Origin of the sequence: Paenibacillus sp. Dod16, assembly GCF_049893405.1 — a bacterium.
In the GTDB taxonomy this organism is placed as follows: domain Bacteria; phylum Bacillota; class Bacilli; order Paenibacillales; family Paenibacillaceae; genus Paenibacillus_AQ.
The window spans coordinates 1-18,346 of the sequence record NZ_JBNDYG010000043.1; the positions used below are offsets into that span (position 1 = coordinate 1).

The following is an 18,346-nucleotide window of genomic DNA, read 5'->3' on the forward strand; positions in this document are numbered from 1 at the left end:
GCCGGGCCGCCTCCAATTTTAATTCCAAGGAGTACCGTTGGTAAGTTTGTCCTTTTTTAGCCATGAAAAAATCCCCTTCGTTAGGCAAGATTAAGTCCATCTTAACAGATGTCTTTTTTCTCTTGTCTACTAAAAGGGGATAATACCACAAACGCGGCTTTTTTGTTTTAACGATGTGCCGGGCCGCCTCCAATTTTAATTCCAAGGAGTACCGTTGGTAAGTTTGTCCTTTTTTAGCCATGAAAAAATCCCCTTCGTTAGGCAAGATTAAGTCCATCTTAACAGATGTCTTTTTTCTCTTGTCTACTAAAAGGGGATAATACCACAAACGCGGCTTTTTTGTTTTAACGATGTAATGGCATGAACATTTTCATCCCTGCGTTGCAGTTTTTATAGTAAAATGGAATGTGCGGGTTTTACCATAGATGAGTGTCGTGACTTTATGGAAGAGGAGTTATTGAGGCAAGTGAAAAAGTTATATTCAACATGGTTCGGAAGTTATTGGAGCCCTTATCTGGTTATGGCTCTGGCCGGTATTCTCAGCGCGGTTTACTTCGGAATCACCCATACGGTGTGGGCGGTAACCGGTGAGTTTACCCGTTTCGGGGGACATATTCTGGAATTCATCGGGGTAGATGTGTCGGATTGGGCGTATTTCGACCTCGTACATATGAACGGAACGACTTGGACGCGGACCGACGGCTGGATCGTATGGGGCATGTTTATCGGAGCCCTCATTACGATTCTGCTGAGCAGCAATTTCAAGATCCGAATGCCGAGACAGAAACGGCGGTACGTTCAGGGATTTGCCGGAGGAATCATCGCGGGCTTCGGAGCCCGGCTGGCTCTGGGCTGCAATCTCGCAGCCTTTTTTACCGGCGTCCCACAATTCTCCCTTCATTCCTGGATCTTTATCGTTGCTACCGGCGCGGGCACATTCTTAGGTGCTCGGCTGGTTAACACAAGATGGTGGAAAGGGAAGCCCGTCTTGAAAATGGGCGGTACCGTGTCTTCCCTTAAAACGGGTAAGAACCGGCAACCCCTATTGGGGGGTGTGCTAGGTCTTGCGTACATCGCGCTGATCGTATACTTTTACGCAACAGGTCGCACGATGTTGGGGACAGCCGCCCTTTTCGGAGCGGCATTCGGTATTCTGATCGAACGGGGGCAGATCTGCTTTACTTCCGCTTTCCGCGATCTGTGGATCAGCGGCCGGGCTACGATGACAAAAGCGATTGCCGTCGGTATGGCAGTCAGCTCTGTCGCTACACTTATCGTTATTCTTGTATACGGTCTGGACCCGATTACAAAAATTGCCGCCCCAAGCACCTTTATCGGCGGATTGCTCTTCGGCTTGGGTATTGTTATGGCCGGCGGTTGCGAAACCGGCATGATGTACCGGCTGATGGAGGGACAAGTTGTCTTTTTACCTGTGTTTATCGGCAATATAATAGGTGCAACTGCTTTGGCATATGCATGGGATCATATGGGGATATTTAACCTTCTCGTGAAGAGCGGCTCGCCTATCAACCTGATCACCGCCATGGGTCCGGCGGGTGCATTGATCATTACGCTGCTTGTACTCGGGGGCGGATTCGCTGTCGCCGCATACTGGCAAAAAAACTACCGCTTCGGCGTTGGATTCAAGAAAGGGGATGCAACCCATGTCCGTTGATTTCACACTGGATCTCCGGGGGGAATCTTGTCCTTACCCGGTCATCTACACACTCGAAACACTCCGTGATATGAAAAAAGGGCAGACGCTTCAGGTCATTTCGGACTGTCCGTCCGCTTTTCGGAACGTGCCGGAGGAAGTCGTCAAACACGGCTATACCATGGCACAGGAGCCGGTCAAAAACGGCCAGGAATTCAGCCTGTTTATCCAGGCGTAATACGATGATCATAATCGCGAATAAAGCCTCCCTTTGACAGGGGGCTTTTTTATGTGAGACTGTTCTGCTGCAACTGAAAGCAACATGAGATGTTATCCTTGATTGGTGGTTTACTCTGAAAATGACTTTATAATGAGAAAAAGGGATGTGATCCATATGATTAGTATGAATTTGAAGAAATTGCGAAAAAGGCACCGATTCACACAAGAAGAGGTTGCCGAAAAGATCGGCGTGTCAAGACAAGCGGTTGCGAAATGGGAAAATGGAGAGACCGTACCGGATATTCAGCATTGCACAGCTTTGGCAGATCTGTATGGCGTGGTACTGGATGATCTGGTCCATTATTCCGATAAGCATTCAGAAATCGGCCTTCGGCCAAAGGGAAAACATATCTTTGGAATGGTCCGGGTCGGGGAACGAGGACAGATCGTAATTCCCAAAAAAGCCAGGGAAATATTCGATATACGCCACGGTGATAACCTGGTGGTTCTGGGTGATGAGGCGCAGAAGGGAATTGCCATCATGAAAAGCGAAGGCTTGCTGCAGTTTGCAGAGGATATATTACATGCGCAGACATACGAGGAGGAAGATGAGTGATTGCCATTCAAACGATGAATTTAACAAAAAGATATAAAACCAAAACCGCGGTTGATTCTCTTAATCTTAAGATCGAGCAAGGCGAGCTGTTTGCACTGCTTGGCGTGAATGGTGCAGGAAAGACGACAACGATTAAGATGCTAACCTGCCTCAGTAAGCCGAGTAGCGGTGACGCCGCTCTGTTAGGGGACAGTGTCGTTACCAATCCGTATACAGTGAAAGAAAAAATTAATGTATCCCCACAGGAAACGGCTGTTGCTCGGAATTTGTCTGTGAAAGAGAATCTTGAGTTTATTGCAAAAGTTTACGGATTTGAACGTCCATCTATAGCCGTTAAGGTGGAAGAAATGCTGGATACTTTTAGTCTTCGCGAGGTGGCTCAAGATAAAGCCAAAACGTTATCAGGAGGAATGCAAAGACGCCTTAGTATTGCAATGGCCCTGATTTCCAACCCTTCGATCCTTTTCCTAGACGAACCCACACTCGGACTGGATGTTATCGCAAGACGGCAGCTTTGGACGGCTGTTAAAAAACTGAAGGGAAAAATCACCATCATTCTCACAACTCACCATATGGAGGAAGCAGAAGCGCTTTCGGATCGAATCGGGATTATGGCGAAAGGGAGATTAAAGGCAGTTGGAACTACTGCAGAATTAACAGCAAAGACAAACACACTAACACTTGAAGATGCATTTGTATCATTAGCTGCATTTGAGGAGGCAACAGGATGAGATCAGCAGCATTAGCCACACGAAACCGCAAAGAAATGGTTAGGGATCCACTGAATTTGGCATTTGGCATCGGCTTCCCATTGGTTATTCTGCTGCTGCTCACAGCCCTTCAACAGAATATTGAAATTGAACTATTTGTCATTGATCATCTTGTTCCGGGCGTTGCTGTGTTCGGTTTCTCCTTCATTTCACTTTTCTCTGGGATGCTCATAGCCAAAGATAGAAGTTCCTCATTTTTGATGAGATTGTATACGGGTCCGCTAACAGCACCGGATTATATCTTGGGATACACATTACCATTAATTCCAATGGCGATTCTCCAAGTTGCCATAACCTTTGTTGCGGCATCTTTCTTGGGTCTGCAAGTAACTTTGAATGTCATGCTCTCCGTTATTGTGCTCCTTCCAACAGCAGTATTGTTTATAGGAATCGGGTTACTGACAGGCAGTATATTTAATGATAAGCAGGTAGGCGGTATATGTGGAGCGTTATTGACGAATCTTAGTGCATGGCTTAGCGGTACTTGGTTTGATCTGAATCTTGTCGGTGGTTGGTTTAAAGAGATCGCGTATGTTCTCCCTTTCGCCCATGCGGTTGACGCGGGAAGAGCCGCTATTTCAGGTGAATATGCTTCGATCTTACCTCATCTGTGGTGGGTGATTGGATATTCAGCGGTTATCATGGTCGCAGCCATTTTCGCGTTTAGGAAGAAAATGAGTGGTGACAACGATTAGAGGATGGACTCTTTAATGAAGGGACGACCATAACTACTACAAGAACTAGTACATACACACTTGAGAAGTCGCTGGGTCGAACGGCTTTTGTTTTAACGATATAAATTCTTAGGGCAAGCTACGGGCTGTAGTTAAAAAGGCTCTCCAAGATAATTGGAGAGCCTTTTTAATATGAGAGATCACATTTGAATCAGAATTTGATTTTAAGTGTGTCACCATCAAGATAAACCCCGTCGGAACGCATAATCGGCAGCTTCTGTTCCGCCGAAAAGCCGATGGTTTCCCCGTCCCTTAGTGTGACGTTCTGTTCAACGATATATAAAGAAATATCCATCAGGAATTCACGAAGCTCGGCAGGTGTTACCTGGCTGTCCAGCACTTCGATCTCGTCTTTACCAAAGGCTCTGAGTCCATAGGTATAACCATTGACTCCGGATTCCGTGCGTACGAGCCCGAAGTATACGAGATTTAACAGCGGAAACAGATCGTCGGATTTCATGGTTTCAGCCATTTCCACAAAGAGCTCGGGCTGAAATACCGTGCCGGATGAATAGAGACCGACGGCATTAGGCAGTTTTAAACAGCTCGCCGCCAGCTTGGTGTACATCCTGCCGCTATCAAGCGGGGAGGCAGCACGCGAAAACACAGCCAGAATAAGCTGACTGACATGGGTTTTGGTTACCTCTACTGCCTCTGGCCACAGGTAGTTTCCTTGCGCGTAATGCTCAGCCTCGCCATCCGGTACCGGAGCATCAACGAAGCTGACCGCGACCATGCAGCCGTCTGCTTCAAAGACCAGAATACCTTCCTTTTCCTCTTCGGAGCTGCCATTCTCCGGGGAAGAGGAAATATTCCAATCGTGCTGAAGATTTGCTTTGATCTGCTCCAGGTCGCATTCCGATGAGTTCAACAGAACGAAGCCGTTAAATATACCGGAAGATTCGTTGGAGTCCGTCGGGTTATTCTCTGGAGCTTCCCCTGCCTCATAGAGCGCCGCCTGTTTCATCCAATACTCACGAATCATGTTAACCATGGCTACAGCTTCCTGTTCCGCCGTGGCAGAATGATAGGACTGCATCTCACTGAATACATGTCCGCAATGCTCGGTGTCTGACGGATTTTCATAACCGCCACAGACACCGACCAGCCATTTGCCAAACAGGGTCTTTTTCGATTTTGCTGGGTTTATGACCGAGCTCTTGTTCATTTGCCAGCCATTCGATCATGGAATCCATTGCTGCTTGTTGTTGAACTGTCATTGTGTTCCTCTCCTTGTATATGTACGATAATATAACTGTTATATTCTACCAATCATCATGGAGTTGAGCAATACTAGAAAAAGGCAAATCATTACCAATGAGAGAATGATCCTCGACTGCCGTATTCTCAAATATGGGCAGGATCCATACACACCATGTTGAATATATTTTTACATCCATACAGAGATCAAGGAGGTGGGCAGGTGGAACTTTTAAAGGTTTCATATGAACAGAAAACAATATTACGTAACCTTATGGAACTCTATCAATACGATATGAGTCAATATGAAGCTGAGAGTGAGAATGACGTTAATGAATTTGGCCTGTACGATTATAAGTATTTAGACCATTACTGGACGGAAGAGGGGCGGCATCCTTACTTTGTTATACAATCAGGGAAGCTGGCCGGATTTGTATTGGTGAGAGAAATAAAAACAGCAAGAGATTCCACTCGAAACTACTCCATGGCGGAATTTTTCATCTTAAAAAAATACCGAAAGCAGGCAATTGGTAAGGAAGCAGCCTTTAAAGTATTCAAAATGTTTAAAGGCAAGTGGAGTATTGCCTGGTTGGGAAAAAATCGGTCAGCCCAAGCATTTTGGACAAAAATCATCTCAGAATACACGATCGGCGAATATTCCGAAACAACGTATTCAGGTAACCCTGCAATTGAATTTAATGCCTAACAGCTCGTTCGAAAATACGACACATACGCATGGTGAGCCAATCAAATAAAAATGAAGAAGCTCGATATAAATCCGATCAGGACGGTCGCCTAACCGTCCTCCACTGAATATATCTGAAGTATCAGATGATTCAAGAGAGGATGTTGGCCTTGCAAGCTGTTTCTCGTGATCTAGATCAAGGGTGGATCGCCTATACATCGAATCGTGCCGGATCGTTCGACATTTGGCTGTACCGACCGCAGGATAGACTTCATGTTCAACTTACCCGGGGACTTGGCGCGGAATTCTCCGTTCCCTATTGGTCGCCCGACAGCAGGAGAATTGCATTTATCGGAATTGGAAATGTTGTCCACTTGCTGGATACAACCACGCTTACCGTAGCCAGAATTGACCAAATCGAACCTTACACGCTGTTGGACTGGTCTCCTGATAACCGGTCGCTGGTGTATGTTAAAAACGGCCGAATCGTCGTTTATGATACGTTCACACATCGGAGCTATACCATCTCAGAGCCTGGAGCTAGCGATGTCCAATGGTTCCCTTCGGGTACAGAGCTTCTATTTGCGGCTCCGGATGCCAGCGGCATTACGCAGCTCTTCCGCATGCGGAGCGATGGCACGAATCGGAGACAAATCACACGGAATACGAATGGACCGCTCCATAACGTTCGGATATCCCCGGACGGTGCCTTCGCACTCTATACATTCCCCGGTGCAAGCATCTCCATGATATCAACTGTCGATTTGGCAACCGGAACCGTCTATACGCTGGAAGGCGGACCGCTCGCCAAAAACTATTTTCCGTCATGGTCACCGGATTCCCAGAACATCGCCTACAGCGCAACCGCTTATGAAGAGCCATATTATTATTCTCTTATCCAGATTGACAGCCGCACCGGACAGAATCAAAGGACGGTTGCGGTTTCCGACTGTTTTGCCACCCCTGTCGGCTGGTCGCCGGATGGTGCGAAAATCGCGTATTTGTCGGGATGCGGAGGTGTTGAAAGCGCTAGTCAGCTCTGGATCGTGGATATCAGGGATCAGATGCCGGTGAACGTCGTCAGCGGCGGGCGTATTACCGCCGTGCAGTGGTCTCCTCGCGCCAGAAGGCTTCCGGAAAACATTTTCACCAGCCTCGTTTATCGGGTATCCTTTCCATATCCCGCAAACTGGCGTCAGGTAAGTGAAGAAAGATACGAAGGGGCCGACGGTTTTTTTCAGGTATCCGCAATTTCCTCGAGTGACCCTATTACCGAAGTATGCCACGCTGAGGCTTTTCATCCATTAATGCCCTACGGCTCATCACCAACTATTATCCATGTGAAGGTGCAACATCAAGACGCGTGTTTCATTTTCCCGTCAGCCGACCAGCCAGCCGAGATGAATAAGCAGTCCGCTCTGATCGTAAGATACCCACGCCCTGTGCAGATCGGGGAAACGTTCTACAATTATTTTATCTTGTTTGCGGACGTCAACCATATCCGTCAAATGGGTGCGCGGTTGTCTTTTTTATAATGCTGCTCATTTCTCCCTGGATGAACTTTATTTAATTCCTACTTGACAGGTGGAATTAATTGGTTTAATCTAGCCACATGTATCACCCTTCAGTCATCATTAAATGACCATTCATTATCTTAGCATTGAAGGATAATGTCAGCCGATTGGTCCACCAAAGGCTCCTGTTTACTCCTTAGTCGTTAGTACGACGAAAGGGGTAGATGGGGGTCTTTCTGTATTTTTAAGAGTTAGCGATGGGGGATAATGACCGGCAAACGGAGGTTCATGACCCGAGAAAGGAGCGACATGGAAGAGAAGAATTGGGACTTATTGGAGGAGGCCGATTGGCATTTTCGCAAGGTGGTACGCAGGTTTGTCAAAGAACGTGACAAGATTTCGGTAGAAGGCATATCCTTGCCAGGCTTGTTGATTCTTAACACGATATTCCGGAATGGCGAGCAGAGGCTTGGCGAACTGGCGGAACAGCTCGACTTCACATCCGGAGCTGTAACGGCGATATGCGACAAGCTGGAGACTTCCGGGTTCGCGATCAGAAGGCGTAGCAAGACGGACCGGAGAGCGATTGCCTTAGAAATTACAGAAGCAGGAAGAGAGATGCTGCAGCGTAATGAAAATGTTGGCGGGTATATGATTGACCTCATTTTCGGCGCATTCTCGCACGAGGAGCTCAGGGAACTCATTCATTATTTTAAACAGCTTCATGAACATCTTGAAGGTTTCTCGGATTCCGTGCTTCAACAGTGTGCAATATTTACCGAGCCAAACGAAAGGAATGTTCAAGGTAATCGCGGTTCCGTGAAACGTTCAAATGCCTTTATTTCTTACTAAAAATCAAATTTGAAAGGAAGTTGTGACGATGGGACACCCGACGATTTATCCAACAGGTACAACGGTTTATAATCCGGAGAAGACTTGGAGCGGTTACACGATATATCAAGCAGCGGATACAGGAGCTCTCCTCATTGACATGAATGGGAGAGAGGTTCATTTGTGGAAAGGGCTTCGAGGATTTCCCAACAAGCTGTTTCCGGGTGGTTACGTGCTGGGAAGCACCTCCGAGCGCGACCCGAAATACGGGTTTCAGGATGAAACAAATCTGGTGCAGGTCGACTGGGACGGCAATATCGTCTGGAAATTTGACCGTTATGAATACATAGAGGATCCGGGGCATCCGCCGCAGTGGATGGCACGCCAGCATCACGATTATCAGCGTGAGGGCAATCCCGTCGGTTATTATGTTCCAGGGCAAGATCCGAAGGTGGATTCGGGAAATACGCTCATTCTGGCCCACAAGAATGTGAAGCGTCCCGAGATATCCGACATCGAGCTGCTGGATGATACGATCATCGAAGTGGATTGGGAAGGAAATGTGGTGTGGGAATGGGCCGTCAGCGATCACTTTGATGAACTGGGATTTGATGAGGATGCTAAGCTCGCATTATCCCGCGATCCGAACACCCGCGGCTTTGGAGCTCATGCGGGCGATTGGATGCACATTAATTCGGCTTCGGTGCTCGGGCCTAACCGATTTTATGATGAGGGAGACGAACGCTTTCATCCCGATAATATAATCTGGGATGCCAGGGAAACGAATATTATTGCCATCATTGATAAAAAAACCGGGGACATCGTCTGGAAGCTTGGCCCCGATTATTCCACGGAGGAAACGAAGCATATCGGCTGGATTATCGGCCAGCATCATGCCCATCTCATACCGCAGGGCCTTCCGGGCGAGGGCAACATTTTGATCTTTGATAATGGGGGTTGGGGCGGTTACGGAAAGCCGAATCCGGAAGCCGCAGATGGATTGAAAATAGCTCGGCGTGACCATTCGCGCATCCTGGAAATCAACCCCGTTACTTTAGAGATTGAATGGCAATATACGCCGACGGAAGCCGGATTCCAGGCTCCGCTTGACTCTTACCGCTTTTACAGCCCGTATATCAGCTCAGCACAGCGGCTTCCCAATGGCAACACCCTGATTACCGAAGGGGCTGACGGGCGAATATTCGAAGTGACACGAGAATTCGAGCTGGTGTGGGAATATATTTCGCCTTATAAGAACAGCCGCAACTCCAATATGGTCTATCGCGCATACCGGGTTCCATATGAATGGGTTCCTCAGCTTGAATTGCCCGTTGAGACGGAGATTGCCCCGCTGGATGTTGCCGATTACCGTCTGCCGGGGGCCGCGCCGAGAGGTGCCGTTACAAGCGTGGAAGTCGAAGGTACAATCTCATACGGTGAGGGCGCGCTTTGCGTGGCCAGAACGGATGAAGTCGTGCATAAAGAGAGGGATCGGGATGAGTAGACATCAATCTTTGAAGCAATGGAGTTTTCGGATGCTGTCGGTGATTCTTATCATGAGTATGCTAAGCGGGTGCAGCAATGCTTCGGGTGAGCAGCAGGGGAATCGGTTCAAACTGAAAATCGCGGACATTTCCACCAATACCGTGTTTCGTGTGGCAAAAAGCAAGGGTTTCTTCGACAAACACGGAATTGATGCCGAATTGGTAAACTTCGCTACGCCGGCTGAAGGCGTGAACTCCTTATTCATTAAACAGGTCGACGTTGCGTTCGGAGCGGACTTCCCGCTCCTGAACGCTGTCAGCAAAGGCGATTACTCCATCTTTGCTTCATCAGGAACGGCAACGGATTTAAGTGCGAGCGAATGGAAGCTGTTCGTTCGTAAAGAGATTGGAAGCGCTGCGGATCTCAAGGGGAAAAGGTTAAGTTTCTCAAGAGGCACTTTCATCCCCTATCTTTGGGATGTGTATTTGGCCGAAAACGGAGTTGCGCTCTCGGATGTGGAACTGATCGGACAGGGAGGTTTCGACGAGGCGTATGTGGCTCTCAAAAAAGGCGACATTGACGCCACTTGGGTATATGGAGCAGTGCTAAACGAGAAGTTTGGTGCGCTTACCGAAGCCAAAGAAATGTCGGATATGTCCAAGACACCCGTAAGGCTTGGTACCGGATTGATCGCTTCGAATGAATTGCTCAACAGCAACAAGAAAGGTTTCGTAGCGCTGCTGAAAGCGCTGGATGAGGCGTCAGCTTATGCCCAGGCGCATCCGGAGGAAACGGCGGATCTGATGTATGAAGAGGTCAAGCAGCCGAGAGAAGCGACGCTAAAAGATCTGCCGAAGAATCCATGGAATCTTGGTTTTACGGAAAAAGCCTACGAAGGATTACAGGGACAGAAGGAATATATGGTGGATAACGGCATCATCGAAAAGGATTTCGAGATGAACGAGAAACTGAATTTGGATTTGGTGAGGGAAGCATTCCCGGATCGAGTCCTTGAACTGAAGTGAGGAGATGAAGACGATGAGAGCAGCGTCAAGGCAGAATGAAATCCATATTGAACAGTTGAATAAAAGTTACGCGCAGCAAACCTCGGCAGGTGACTTGCACTATATTATCCAGGACGTCAACTTGGCGGTAAAAGGCGGCGAGTTCTTTGTTCTTCTGGGTCCAAGCGGGTGCGGCAAGTCGACGCTGCTGAGTCTGATCGCCGGCTTTGTATCCAAGACTTCGGGTCAGGTGAGAGTAGGCGAGAAGGAGGTGGACCGTCCGGGCCAGGATCGCGCCGTCGTATTTCAGCAAGCCGACTCCTCCTTGTTCCCATGGCTGACCGTAAGAGAAAATGTGGAATTTGGACTTCGGATGAAGCGAATACCTCCCGCGAAGCGAAAGGACATATCCAGCCAGTTTATTTCGTTAGTGGGTCTTGCGGGGCATGAGAGCAAATATCCACGCGAACTGTCAGGCGGTATGAAACAACGGGTACAGCTGGCAAGGGTATTGTCCAATGATCCAGCGATTTTGCTCATGGATGAACCATTCGGCGCATTGGATGCGATGACAAGACGGACGATGCAAAGAGAGTTGGTACGCATATGGCAGGACACGGATAAAACCGTCATCTTCGTGACGCACGATATTCAGGAAGCTCTACTACTTGGAGGACGTATCGGCATCATGTCAGCGGGTCCGTCCTCAAAAATAACGGATATCTACGAGGTGCCTCTCGCCTATCCGAGAGATATATCTAATCCGGCTTTCCATGCGCTGTACAACCAAATCCAATCGCATTTTGACGAGTAGAGAGGAAGGGAACCCATGAGCAAGAAAATTAAGAAATGGTCGCTTCATATTCTGGTGTGGATTGCTGGTCTTGGCGTCTGGCATTTGCTTTCCCTTGCGTATGGGCCCGAAATTCTGCCAGGTCCAATCTATACCGCCAAGGGCGGATATGAATTGTTGATGGACGGCACCCTGATTCAGTATATCGGGATTAGTTCGTACCGGGTGCTGCTCGGATGGACCCTCGGCAGCCTGCTTGCAATCCCGGCCGGACTTATCATCGGGAAGGTAGGGCCGATCCGCGCTTTCGCCGAACCGTTCCTCAATTTCATCCGGTTCATTCCGCCGATTGCCTTCATCACCTTGTTTCTGGTCTGGTTCGGCATCGGGGAAACATCGAAAGTTATGCTTATTCTGTATGCAACCTTCTTTATTGTGGTAATAAATACGTTGACGGGTGTGTTATCCGTAGAAGAGGATAAGATTCGCTCCGCCCGCAGCATGGGGGCATCCGAGTGGCAGATTGTGCAACATGTCATCATTCCTGCAACGATCCCATTTATGTTCACCGGCATCCGGCTTGCCATGGGAACCTCGTTCATGGCGATTATCGGGGCAGAGATGATTGCTTCGAATGAAGGCGTGGGGTATCTGATCTGGAATTCACGTTTGTTCTTCCGTACGGATTGGATTTTTGTCGGATTGATTTGTCTGGGATTGATGGGGTTCATAACGGACCGTGCCGTAGGTCTGCTCGGGCGCAAGTTGTTGTCCCGTTACGGGGTGGTTAGTACGAACTCGCTACGTAGATGAACGTAGTGCTATTATACGAAGCCGCAGCTCCCTCTTATGAAGGGGCTGCGGCTTTTTCAATTGGAATAATGGATCACCATACTTAACCGGTTCATGGAGGAGCCGGAGTTATGATAAACATGCGGTTTATAGGCCTTAAACCGGATGGATTCCCCTTGCTTTACCGTATATTCCTCTTGATCGATACGAATGGTGAGCTCCCCTTCGAATACGGTAATAAACTCCTCCGTCCCTTCGATATGAGCCTCTGCACTTAAATAACCGCCACAGTCCATTTCTAATGAATACATTTCAAAGCGCCGCCCATCCTCAAAAGGGAAATAAGGATAAATTCGAACTTTTCCGTGATCCTCCACCAGCGCTTGCACCTCTTCTTGGGATACCACGACCGTTTCGGATTGAGGCTCATTAATCAAAGACGTAAAAGAAAGCTTTAACCCGTTCGCGATTTTCCATACGGTTGTTATAGAGGGACTCGATTCTCCTCGTTCGATCTGGCCCAGCATCGTTTTGCTGATCCCCGTCATCTCCGCGACTTTATCCAGGCTTAGCTTCCTTTGCTCCCTTAGCAGCTTCATATTATTCGCCAATATTAAATGAATCGGCTTCAACATCATACACCGCCTTTTTTAGATTGTGCGTTATAACATACATATTGTATAATTATAACGCACAGACGCTATAACGTACAATTATTACTACTATAACATACGCGAGAGGAGGGAGCGCGTGTTCATCGTTTCGCTGTTGACCTATGCGATTGTCGCGTCATTTACGCCCGGACCCAACAACATCATTTCGATGACGAATGCACGGAGCCACGGATTTAAAAAAACGATGCGCTTTATCGGAGGGGTAGCAGCTGGATGCTTGGTCATTATGCTGTTGTCCAGCTATTTCAATCTGGTATTATATCCATTCATCCCGAAGATCAGGTTTGTTATGAATATCATCGGATGCTTGTATCTGATCTATCTTGCCATAAAAATCATGCAGAGCAAGCCCCCTCATGCAGATGATAAGGCACGTGGATTCAATACCTTTTATTTCGGGTTCATCTTCCAGTTCATGAATCCGAAGGTTATTTTATACGGGATCACAGCTGTATCGACCTTCGTCATGCCGATCTCTACTTCCCATGCGGAGTTGATATCCTACTCGTTATTGCTCACGATTGTCGGCATTTGTGCCAACATGACCTGGGCGCTATTCGGTTCGCTGTTCCAGCATCTGTTATCCCGATATGAGCGCCCGTTTAATATATCGATGGGATTGCTTCTGCTTTACAGCGCCTTTTCTATTTATGCCACGAACTGATTTGCTAGCTACAACGTAATGTCATCGCTCCTCAGCCAAAAGAACAAGGCTTCCCGAATCACACATCCGGAAAGCCTTGCTTTGTATTACTCGAAAATGTTGGAGATCTGCTCTTTCAGTTTGTTAGCAGATGCATGAAATTGGGTTAGTTCCTCGTCATTAAACTCGAGATTCAGAATTTCCCGAACGCCTGTACGATCAACCACACAAGGTACGCCTAAGTATACATCAGACACACCGTGGTAGTCCGTGAGCAGCGTGGATACATTGAGAACGGAACCTTCGTTTTGCAAAATGGAGACGATGATCCGATCGAGTGCCAATGCGATTGCATAGGAGGTGGAACCCTTGGCGTTAATGATTTCATAAGCCGCATTCTTGGTGCGGTCGAAAATATCTTCCTTTTCACCGTCAGTCAGATCGATTCCGATCCCCGCGATGTTGGCAATGCTCCAGAGCGGCAATTCGGAATCACCGTGTTCCCCGACGATATGGGCGTGAATGCTGCGCGGATTAATGCCTTTGTTTTGACCAATCAAATACCGGAAACGGGCGCTATCCAGCAAGGTGCCGGAGCCGATCACGCGATTGACCGGGAAGCCGCTCTTCTTCAACGTGACGTAAGAGAGAATATCCACCGGATTCGTAGCCACAAGAATGATGCCGTGGTCATTGTATTTCACGATGTTTTGGATAATATCGTCAAATATCGCCGTATTTCGCTTCAATAAGTCAATTCGCGTCTCGCCGGGTCTTTGGTTGGAGCCTGCGGCAATGACAATGATGTCTGCATCCTTGCAATCGCTGTAATCTCCAGCCCACAGCTTGACGCCTCCGGCAAAGGGGAGGCCGTGATTCATATCCAAGGCTTCACCAAGCGCTTTGTCATGGTTCGCATCGATTAATACCAGTTCAGATACTCTTTCGCGTAAGAATAAGGTGTACGCAGTCGTTGCTCCCACAGCTCCTGTACCGATGATCACCACGCGGGACGGACGCTGAGCTTCATTTTTTGTCATAAGTGTTTCGCTCCCTTGTACTGAGTTAATGAAATTTGGTGAATGGTATACTTCTGATGAATTACCCTAATAAAAGGCTGCCGGAACAGTGAACCCCTAAGACTTCATCGATAGTAATGATAACATATTCAGGAAGATTTAAGCAGCGGGATTGTGATATATTTCATCCTGTGTGTTCATTTTTAACATTGACAATGTCAGAAACCACACCTTCATCAGGGGAGGGGATCACGCTTTTGCCAAACGCGGTTATAGGTTATTATCGTCAATTCTATCAGGTATAAACGAAGTAAGCAGTTGCCTTATTTCCTGAATCATGACCCTCTGATATTTATTACCGTCATGGTAGAGCTCTCCGATCTTTTTGTACGTTTGGTCCAGTTGTTCTTGATAGGATGCTGCTTGTTTATCGGGGTGGTTCCTCTTGAACTCATCCATGACGTTCTGGATATACGCCGGACGAGCGCCCCAAGTTCCGAGTACTTCCCCTGTGCTTGCATGGAGGAAGACAGCAATCGGCTGTGCGCGTCCGCCATCCGTTAGAAAAAGGTCCATTGTTTCCATATGATCTTCCATGATGAGCACGTCGGACGGGATTCGGCTATATTCCAATATTCTAAATAGGGCAGGAACATTCCATATGACATCCGGGCACCAATCCGTACAGAGAATCAGGCAGTGCAGATGGTTGAATGGGTTTGGCTCAGAAGTGAAGAATCCCTCAGTCTCTTTGTTCTCCCACTGAAAGCGATCATATACTTGTCTGAATAATTCCTTCGTATTTGGGATTCTGCTCAATTTCATTTCCCGAATCTTCATATTCTCCATGAATTGGAGAGGCGTTAAACCCTGGCCGATTTTATGTTGGAGATGGATAGGATAAGACATAGGATCATACGTCCTTTCATAACGTAATAGATTCATATTGAGATACATCCAATTTAACGTTAGCTTAAGACAAAACTGACCATACAGAAATGGTCAGTTTTTATCTGTTTATGAAAGTCAGATATACTGAAGGTTATGTTACCGAATGAAGCGATTCGTGAAATAGGATGCGCAACATGGGCTGAGTTTCATGTATAATTCATTAAACATACCTACCATGACGACAGTGAATTTTATTAATATAATGCCTGAGGTGGTCCCACTTGTTTGATATTCTTCTACCCGAGCAAAGCGAGTTCCCATTATACCAGCAGTTATATCTGCAAATTCGTGAGGGTATCCGTAATGGGGTCATTCCCGACGGACAACGATTGCCTTCCGTTCGTGCCCTTCAGCTTCAGCTCAATATAAGCAAAACGCCGATCGAGACGGCTTATCAAATGTTAACGTCTGAAGGGTACGTGATCAGCAAACCGAGGTCGGGGCTATATGTCATAAATCCATACAAGGAACTATCTCACCATCATCAACAGCAGACCCCCTCTATAACAACGATGTCAGTTATGCATTCCAACGGGCACTTGAATCAAGGAGTTATTGACTTTAATCCCACTCGATTAGATCAAGCGTCTTTTCCGGTACGCACCTGGAATAAAATGCTCAAGGAAGCGCTGGAACAGCATGTGAGTGAAATGGGAATGTATGGGGATCCGCAGGGCGAATACGGGCTTCGCACCGTGGTTTCGGAATATCTGCGAAATTCCAGAGGGGTTATTTCAACACCTGATCAAATTGTGATCGGCGCCGGCACGGCCTATAGCATGGGTCTGCTTACCAGAGTACTGCCAGGACTTAAGCACATTGCGGTTGAGGAGCCGGGTTACAGCTTGGTACGAGATCAATTTCACTTGAATGTCTGTGATTTACATCCGATTACGCTTAGTGATAAGGGAATCTCGCTTGACCAGCTGGAGAGCAGCCACGCACAGCTCGTATATGTAACACCATCTCACCAATTCCCGACGGGAAGCATCATGCCTTATCCGGAGCGGGAACGATTACTGGAGTGGGCCAATACCAGAAATGCATACATTATCGAGGACGATTATGACGGCGAGTTTCGTTACCAGGGAAAACCGATTCCTTCCCTTCAAGGGTTGGATCATAACAGGCGGGTCATATACGCCGGCACGTTCTCGAAAGTGTTGACTCCGACACTGCGTATGAACTATCTTGTTCTGCCGCCGGCGCTGCTGAATCACATATCCCACAAACGTCAGGAAGTATTCTTTGCCCCTTCACGCGTGGAACAGTGGGCAATGACCGCGTTTTTTGAACAGGGGCATTGGTACCGTCATATTCGTAAAGTACGTAATCTGTACAGGAAGAGGCATCATCAGTTGATTGAGTTGATTGAGGCTTATCTTGGCAGGTTTGTTGAAATTACGGGTCAGAATTCAGGGCTCCATATTCAGCTCATCGTCAAAAAAGAAGTGTCCTCGGAGGAATTGATTCAGAGGGCGGCGAACGTCGGGGTTATCGTATACGACCTGCGAAAAATGTGGATGAACCACCAGCAAGATGCAAACCAGTTCCCGAGGTTATATATGGGATTTGCAAGCTTGAACGCAGCTGACATGGAAAAGGGGATACGGCTTCTGAAGAAGGCCTGGAACATGGATTGAACACGGCTTGTTTATGACTGTCTTTTATAAAATATTGAAACTGACCATTTCATAAGGGTCAGTTTCTTGTTTATGATAAGCGTAAAAAAGTAGGAGTGCATGCTATGATCACCCAAAGTGAGGTAAGGGCATATTTAAACCGTTTAGGCATTTCGGATATTCAGTCTCCGACGAAGGAATATTTGTTCGAGCTGCATAAAGCCCACGTGGCACGAATACCTTGGCAGACCTTGGATATTTTTGCTGGGAAACCGACATCCATCGATATACAGGAATCCGTACAACTTATGATCCATCATCGAAGCGGTTATTGTTTTCATCTGAATGGAGCCTTTACCGCGCTTCTTCGAGCCTTAGGTTATAAGGTTTCTTGGCATCGGGCAGGAGTACAGCCTTTAGGGCAAGAACCACGGATTAACGGCTTCCATCTCGGGATAACGGTAAGTCTATTGAATGAACAACTTGGGGAAGAAGAGCGGTGGCTCGTGGATGTCGGTCTTGGCGATATGCCATGGGAACCGATCCCATTGAAATTCGGACAATACATACAGGGACCTTTTCAATATGCGCTTGAGCCGTCTCGCATAACGGATGGTGGCTGGAGGCTGATCCATGATCCCCATTATTCATATGTAGGCGTAGATTATGCCCCTGATGTTGTGAACAGCTTGGAACTATTTAAATCAAACCATGAATTTTATAGCCGATCACCGGAATCCCCGTGGATGGAGCTGTTCATTGTTAGGCAACGGCACGAGCAGGACATGAACGAACTCAAGGGCTGCATATGGAGAAAGTGGAGCGGCAATACCCTGGATAAGATAGAGATTTCATCGAAGTCGGAATGGTTCGAGATCCTGGCGGACATATTTAATGAGCCGCTCGTCAACTATTCCATGATCGAACGGGACCTGATATGGGATAAGGTTAACAGGCAGCATCAGAATTGGAAGAAGCTTATGGAGAATGAGCAAGTATAGAAGACACCGAATGATTCACCTTATTTTAGTTCCCCAGCTGATCCTCAGCGGCATAGAACATGCTAAACCAATCTGTCACTTGAATACCGGGAAACGCAGATGATAAGATGGTACATAAAATTCGTGTTGTGAAGCATCG

At 47.4% G+C, this 18,346-nt stretch carries 19 protein-coding genes and 1 pseudogene; 15 read left to right on the forward strand and 5 right to left on the reverse strand.

Annotated elements, in window-relative coordinates:
* A partial coding sequence (locus ACPV3A_RS27760; protein ID WP_426202625.1) for a hypothetical protein occupies positions 1-241 on the reverse strand: 241 nt, incomplete at its 3' end.
* Between the two features lie 201 nt (positions 242-442).
* Between ACPV3A_RS27760 and yedE the strand changes: the two genes are divergently transcribed.
* The 5 genes from yedE (at position 443) to ACPV3A_RS27785 (ending at position 3,954) form a co-directional block, all read left to right on the forward strand.
* Positions 443-1,675, forward strand: a complete 1,233-nt coding sequence (gene yedE, locus ACPV3A_RS27765) for a selenium metabolism membrane protein YedE/FdhT (protein ID WP_426202626.1) — start codon at positions 443-445, stop codon at positions 1,673-1,675.
* Positions 1,665-1,892: a sulfurtransferase-like selenium metabolism protein YedF gene (gene yedF / locus ACPV3A_RS27770; RefSeq protein WP_015735163.1), complete on the forward strand. Its 228-nt coding sequence runs from the start codon at positions 1,665-1,667 to the stop codon at positions 1,890-1,892. Before yedE ends, yedF begins: the two co-directional genes overlap by 11 nt.
* Before the next feature lie 156 nt (positions 1,893-2,048).
* Positions 2,049-2,489, forward strand: coding sequence for a helix-turn-helix domain-containing protein (locus tag ACPV3A_RS27775; protein ID WP_426202629.1), 441 nt, complete (start codon positions 2,049-2,051; stop codon positions 2,487-2,489).
* The gene (locus ACPV3A_RS27780; RefSeq protein ID WP_426202830.1) at positions 2,489-3,220 is read left to right on the forward strand and encodes an ABC transporter ATP-binding protein; all 732 of its coding nucleotides are present in this window, start codon (positions 2,489-2,491) and stop codon (positions 3,218-3,220) included. Before ACPV3A_RS27775 ends, ACPV3A_RS27780 begins: the two co-directional genes overlap by 1 nt.
* On the forward strand, positions 3,217-3,954 hold the full coding sequence (locus tag ACPV3A_RS27785) for an ABC transporter permease (protein ID WP_426202631.1): 738 nt from the start codon (positions 3,217-3,219) through the stop codon (positions 3,952-3,954). The genes ACPV3A_RS27780 and ACPV3A_RS27785 overlap by 4 nt, the downstream gene beginning before the upstream one ends.
* Before the next feature lie 190 nt (positions 3,955-4,144).
* Here ACPV3A_RS27785 and ACPV3A_RS27790 read toward each other — a convergent pair.
* Positions 4,145-5,213 (reverse strand): annotated as a pseudogene (locus tag ACPV3A_RS27790) (DUF4261 domain-containing protein).
* A 203-nt stretch (positions 5,214-5,416) separates the two neighbouring features.
* Between ACPV3A_RS27790 and ACPV3A_RS27795 the strand changes: the two are divergent.
* From ACPV3A_RS27795 to ACPV3A_RS27825, 7 genes are all read left to right on the forward strand, one after another.
* Positions 5,417-5,899: a GNAT family N-acetyltransferase gene (locus tag ACPV3A_RS27795; RefSeq protein ID WP_426202633.1), complete on the forward strand. Its 483-nt coding sequence runs from the start codon at positions 5,417-5,419 to the stop codon at positions 5,897-5,899.
* 140 nt (positions 5,900-6,039) lie between these two features.
* Positions 6,040-7,413: a hypothetical protein gene (locus ACPV3A_RS27800; RefSeq protein WP_426202832.1), complete on the forward strand. Its 1,374-nt coding sequence runs from the start codon at positions 6,040-6,042 to the stop codon at positions 7,411-7,413.
* Between the two features lie 288 nt (positions 7,414-7,701).
* Positions 7,702-8,244: a MarR family winged helix-turn-helix transcriptional regulator gene (locus ACPV3A_RS27805; protein ID WP_426202834.1), complete on the forward strand. Its 543-nt coding sequence runs from the start codon at positions 7,702-7,704 to the stop codon at positions 8,242-8,244.
* Positions 8,245-8,272: 28 nt separating this feature from the next.
* A complete protein-coding gene (locus ACPV3A_RS27810) occupies positions 8,273-9,727 on the forward strand; it encodes an aryl-sulfate sulfotransferase (protein WP_426202635.1) in 1,455 nt (484 codons plus the stop codon).
* Between the two features lie 52 nt (positions 9,728-9,779).
* Complete coding sequence (locus tag ACPV3A_RS27815; protein WP_426202836.1) at positions 9,780-10,733, forward strand: ABC transporter substrate-binding protein; 954 nt, start codon at positions 9,780-9,782, stop codon at positions 10,731-10,733.
* A 13-nt stretch (positions 10,734-10,746) separates the two neighbouring features.
* Complete coding sequence (locus ACPV3A_RS27820) at positions 10,747-11,526, forward strand: ABC transporter ATP-binding protein (protein ID WP_194542528.1); 780 nt, start codon at positions 10,747-10,749, stop codon at positions 11,524-11,526.
* A 15-nt stretch (positions 11,527-11,541) separates the two neighbouring features.
* Complete coding sequence (locus ACPV3A_RS27825) at positions 11,542-12,318, forward strand: ABC transporter permease (RefSeq protein WP_426202636.1); 777 nt, start codon at positions 11,542-11,544, stop codon at positions 12,316-12,318.
* A gap of 56 nt (positions 12,319-12,374) precedes the next feature.
* On the opposite strand, the gene ACPV3A_RS27830 is transcribed toward ACPV3A_RS27825, so the two are convergent.
* On the reverse strand, positions 12,375-12,929 hold the full coding sequence (locus ACPV3A_RS27830; protein ID WP_426202839.1) for a helix-turn-helix domain-containing protein: 555 nt from the start codon (positions 12,927-12,929) through the stop codon (positions 12,375-12,377).
* Positions 12,930-13,047: 118 nt separating this feature from the next.
* On the opposite strand from ACPV3A_RS27830, the gene ACPV3A_RS27835 reads away from it, so the two are divergent.
* Complete coding sequence (locus ACPV3A_RS27835) at positions 13,048-13,635, forward strand: LysE family transporter (protein ID WP_426202639.1); 588 nt, start codon at positions 13,048-13,050, stop codon at positions 13,633-13,635.
* A gap of 86 nt (positions 13,636-13,721) precedes the next feature.
* Here the strand turns inward: ACPV3A_RS27835 and ACPV3A_RS27840 are convergent, their stop codons facing one another.
* Complete coding sequence (locus ACPV3A_RS27840; protein WP_071220627.1) at positions 13,722-14,654, reverse strand: L-lactate dehydrogenase; 933 nt, start codon at positions 14,652-14,654, stop codon at positions 13,722-13,724.
* A gap of 249 nt (positions 14,655-14,903) precedes the next feature.
* Positions 14,904-15,458, reverse strand: coding sequence for a thioredoxin family protein (locus ACPV3A_RS27845; RefSeq protein WP_426202641.1), 555 nt, complete (start codon positions 15,456-15,458; stop codon positions 14,904-14,906).
* Between the two features lie 347 nt (positions 15,459-15,805).
* On the opposite strand from ACPV3A_RS27845, the gene ACPV3A_RS27850 reads away from it, so the two are divergent.
* Both ACPV3A_RS27850 and ACPV3A_RS27855 read left to right on the forward strand, forming a co-directional pair.
* Positions 15,806-17,227, forward strand: coding sequence for a PLP-dependent aminotransferase family protein (locus ACPV3A_RS27850; protein ID WP_426202643.1), 1,422 nt, complete (start codon positions 15,806-15,808; stop codon positions 17,225-17,227).
* Between the two features lie 104 nt (positions 17,228-17,331).
* Positions 17,332-18,207 (forward strand): arylamine N-acetyltransferase family protein, encoded by an 876-nt coding sequence (locus tag ACPV3A_RS27855; protein ID WP_426202645.1) that lies wholly within the window; start codon positions 17,332-17,334, stop codon positions 18,205-18,207.
* Positions 18,208-18,346 lie beyond the last annotated feature (139 nt).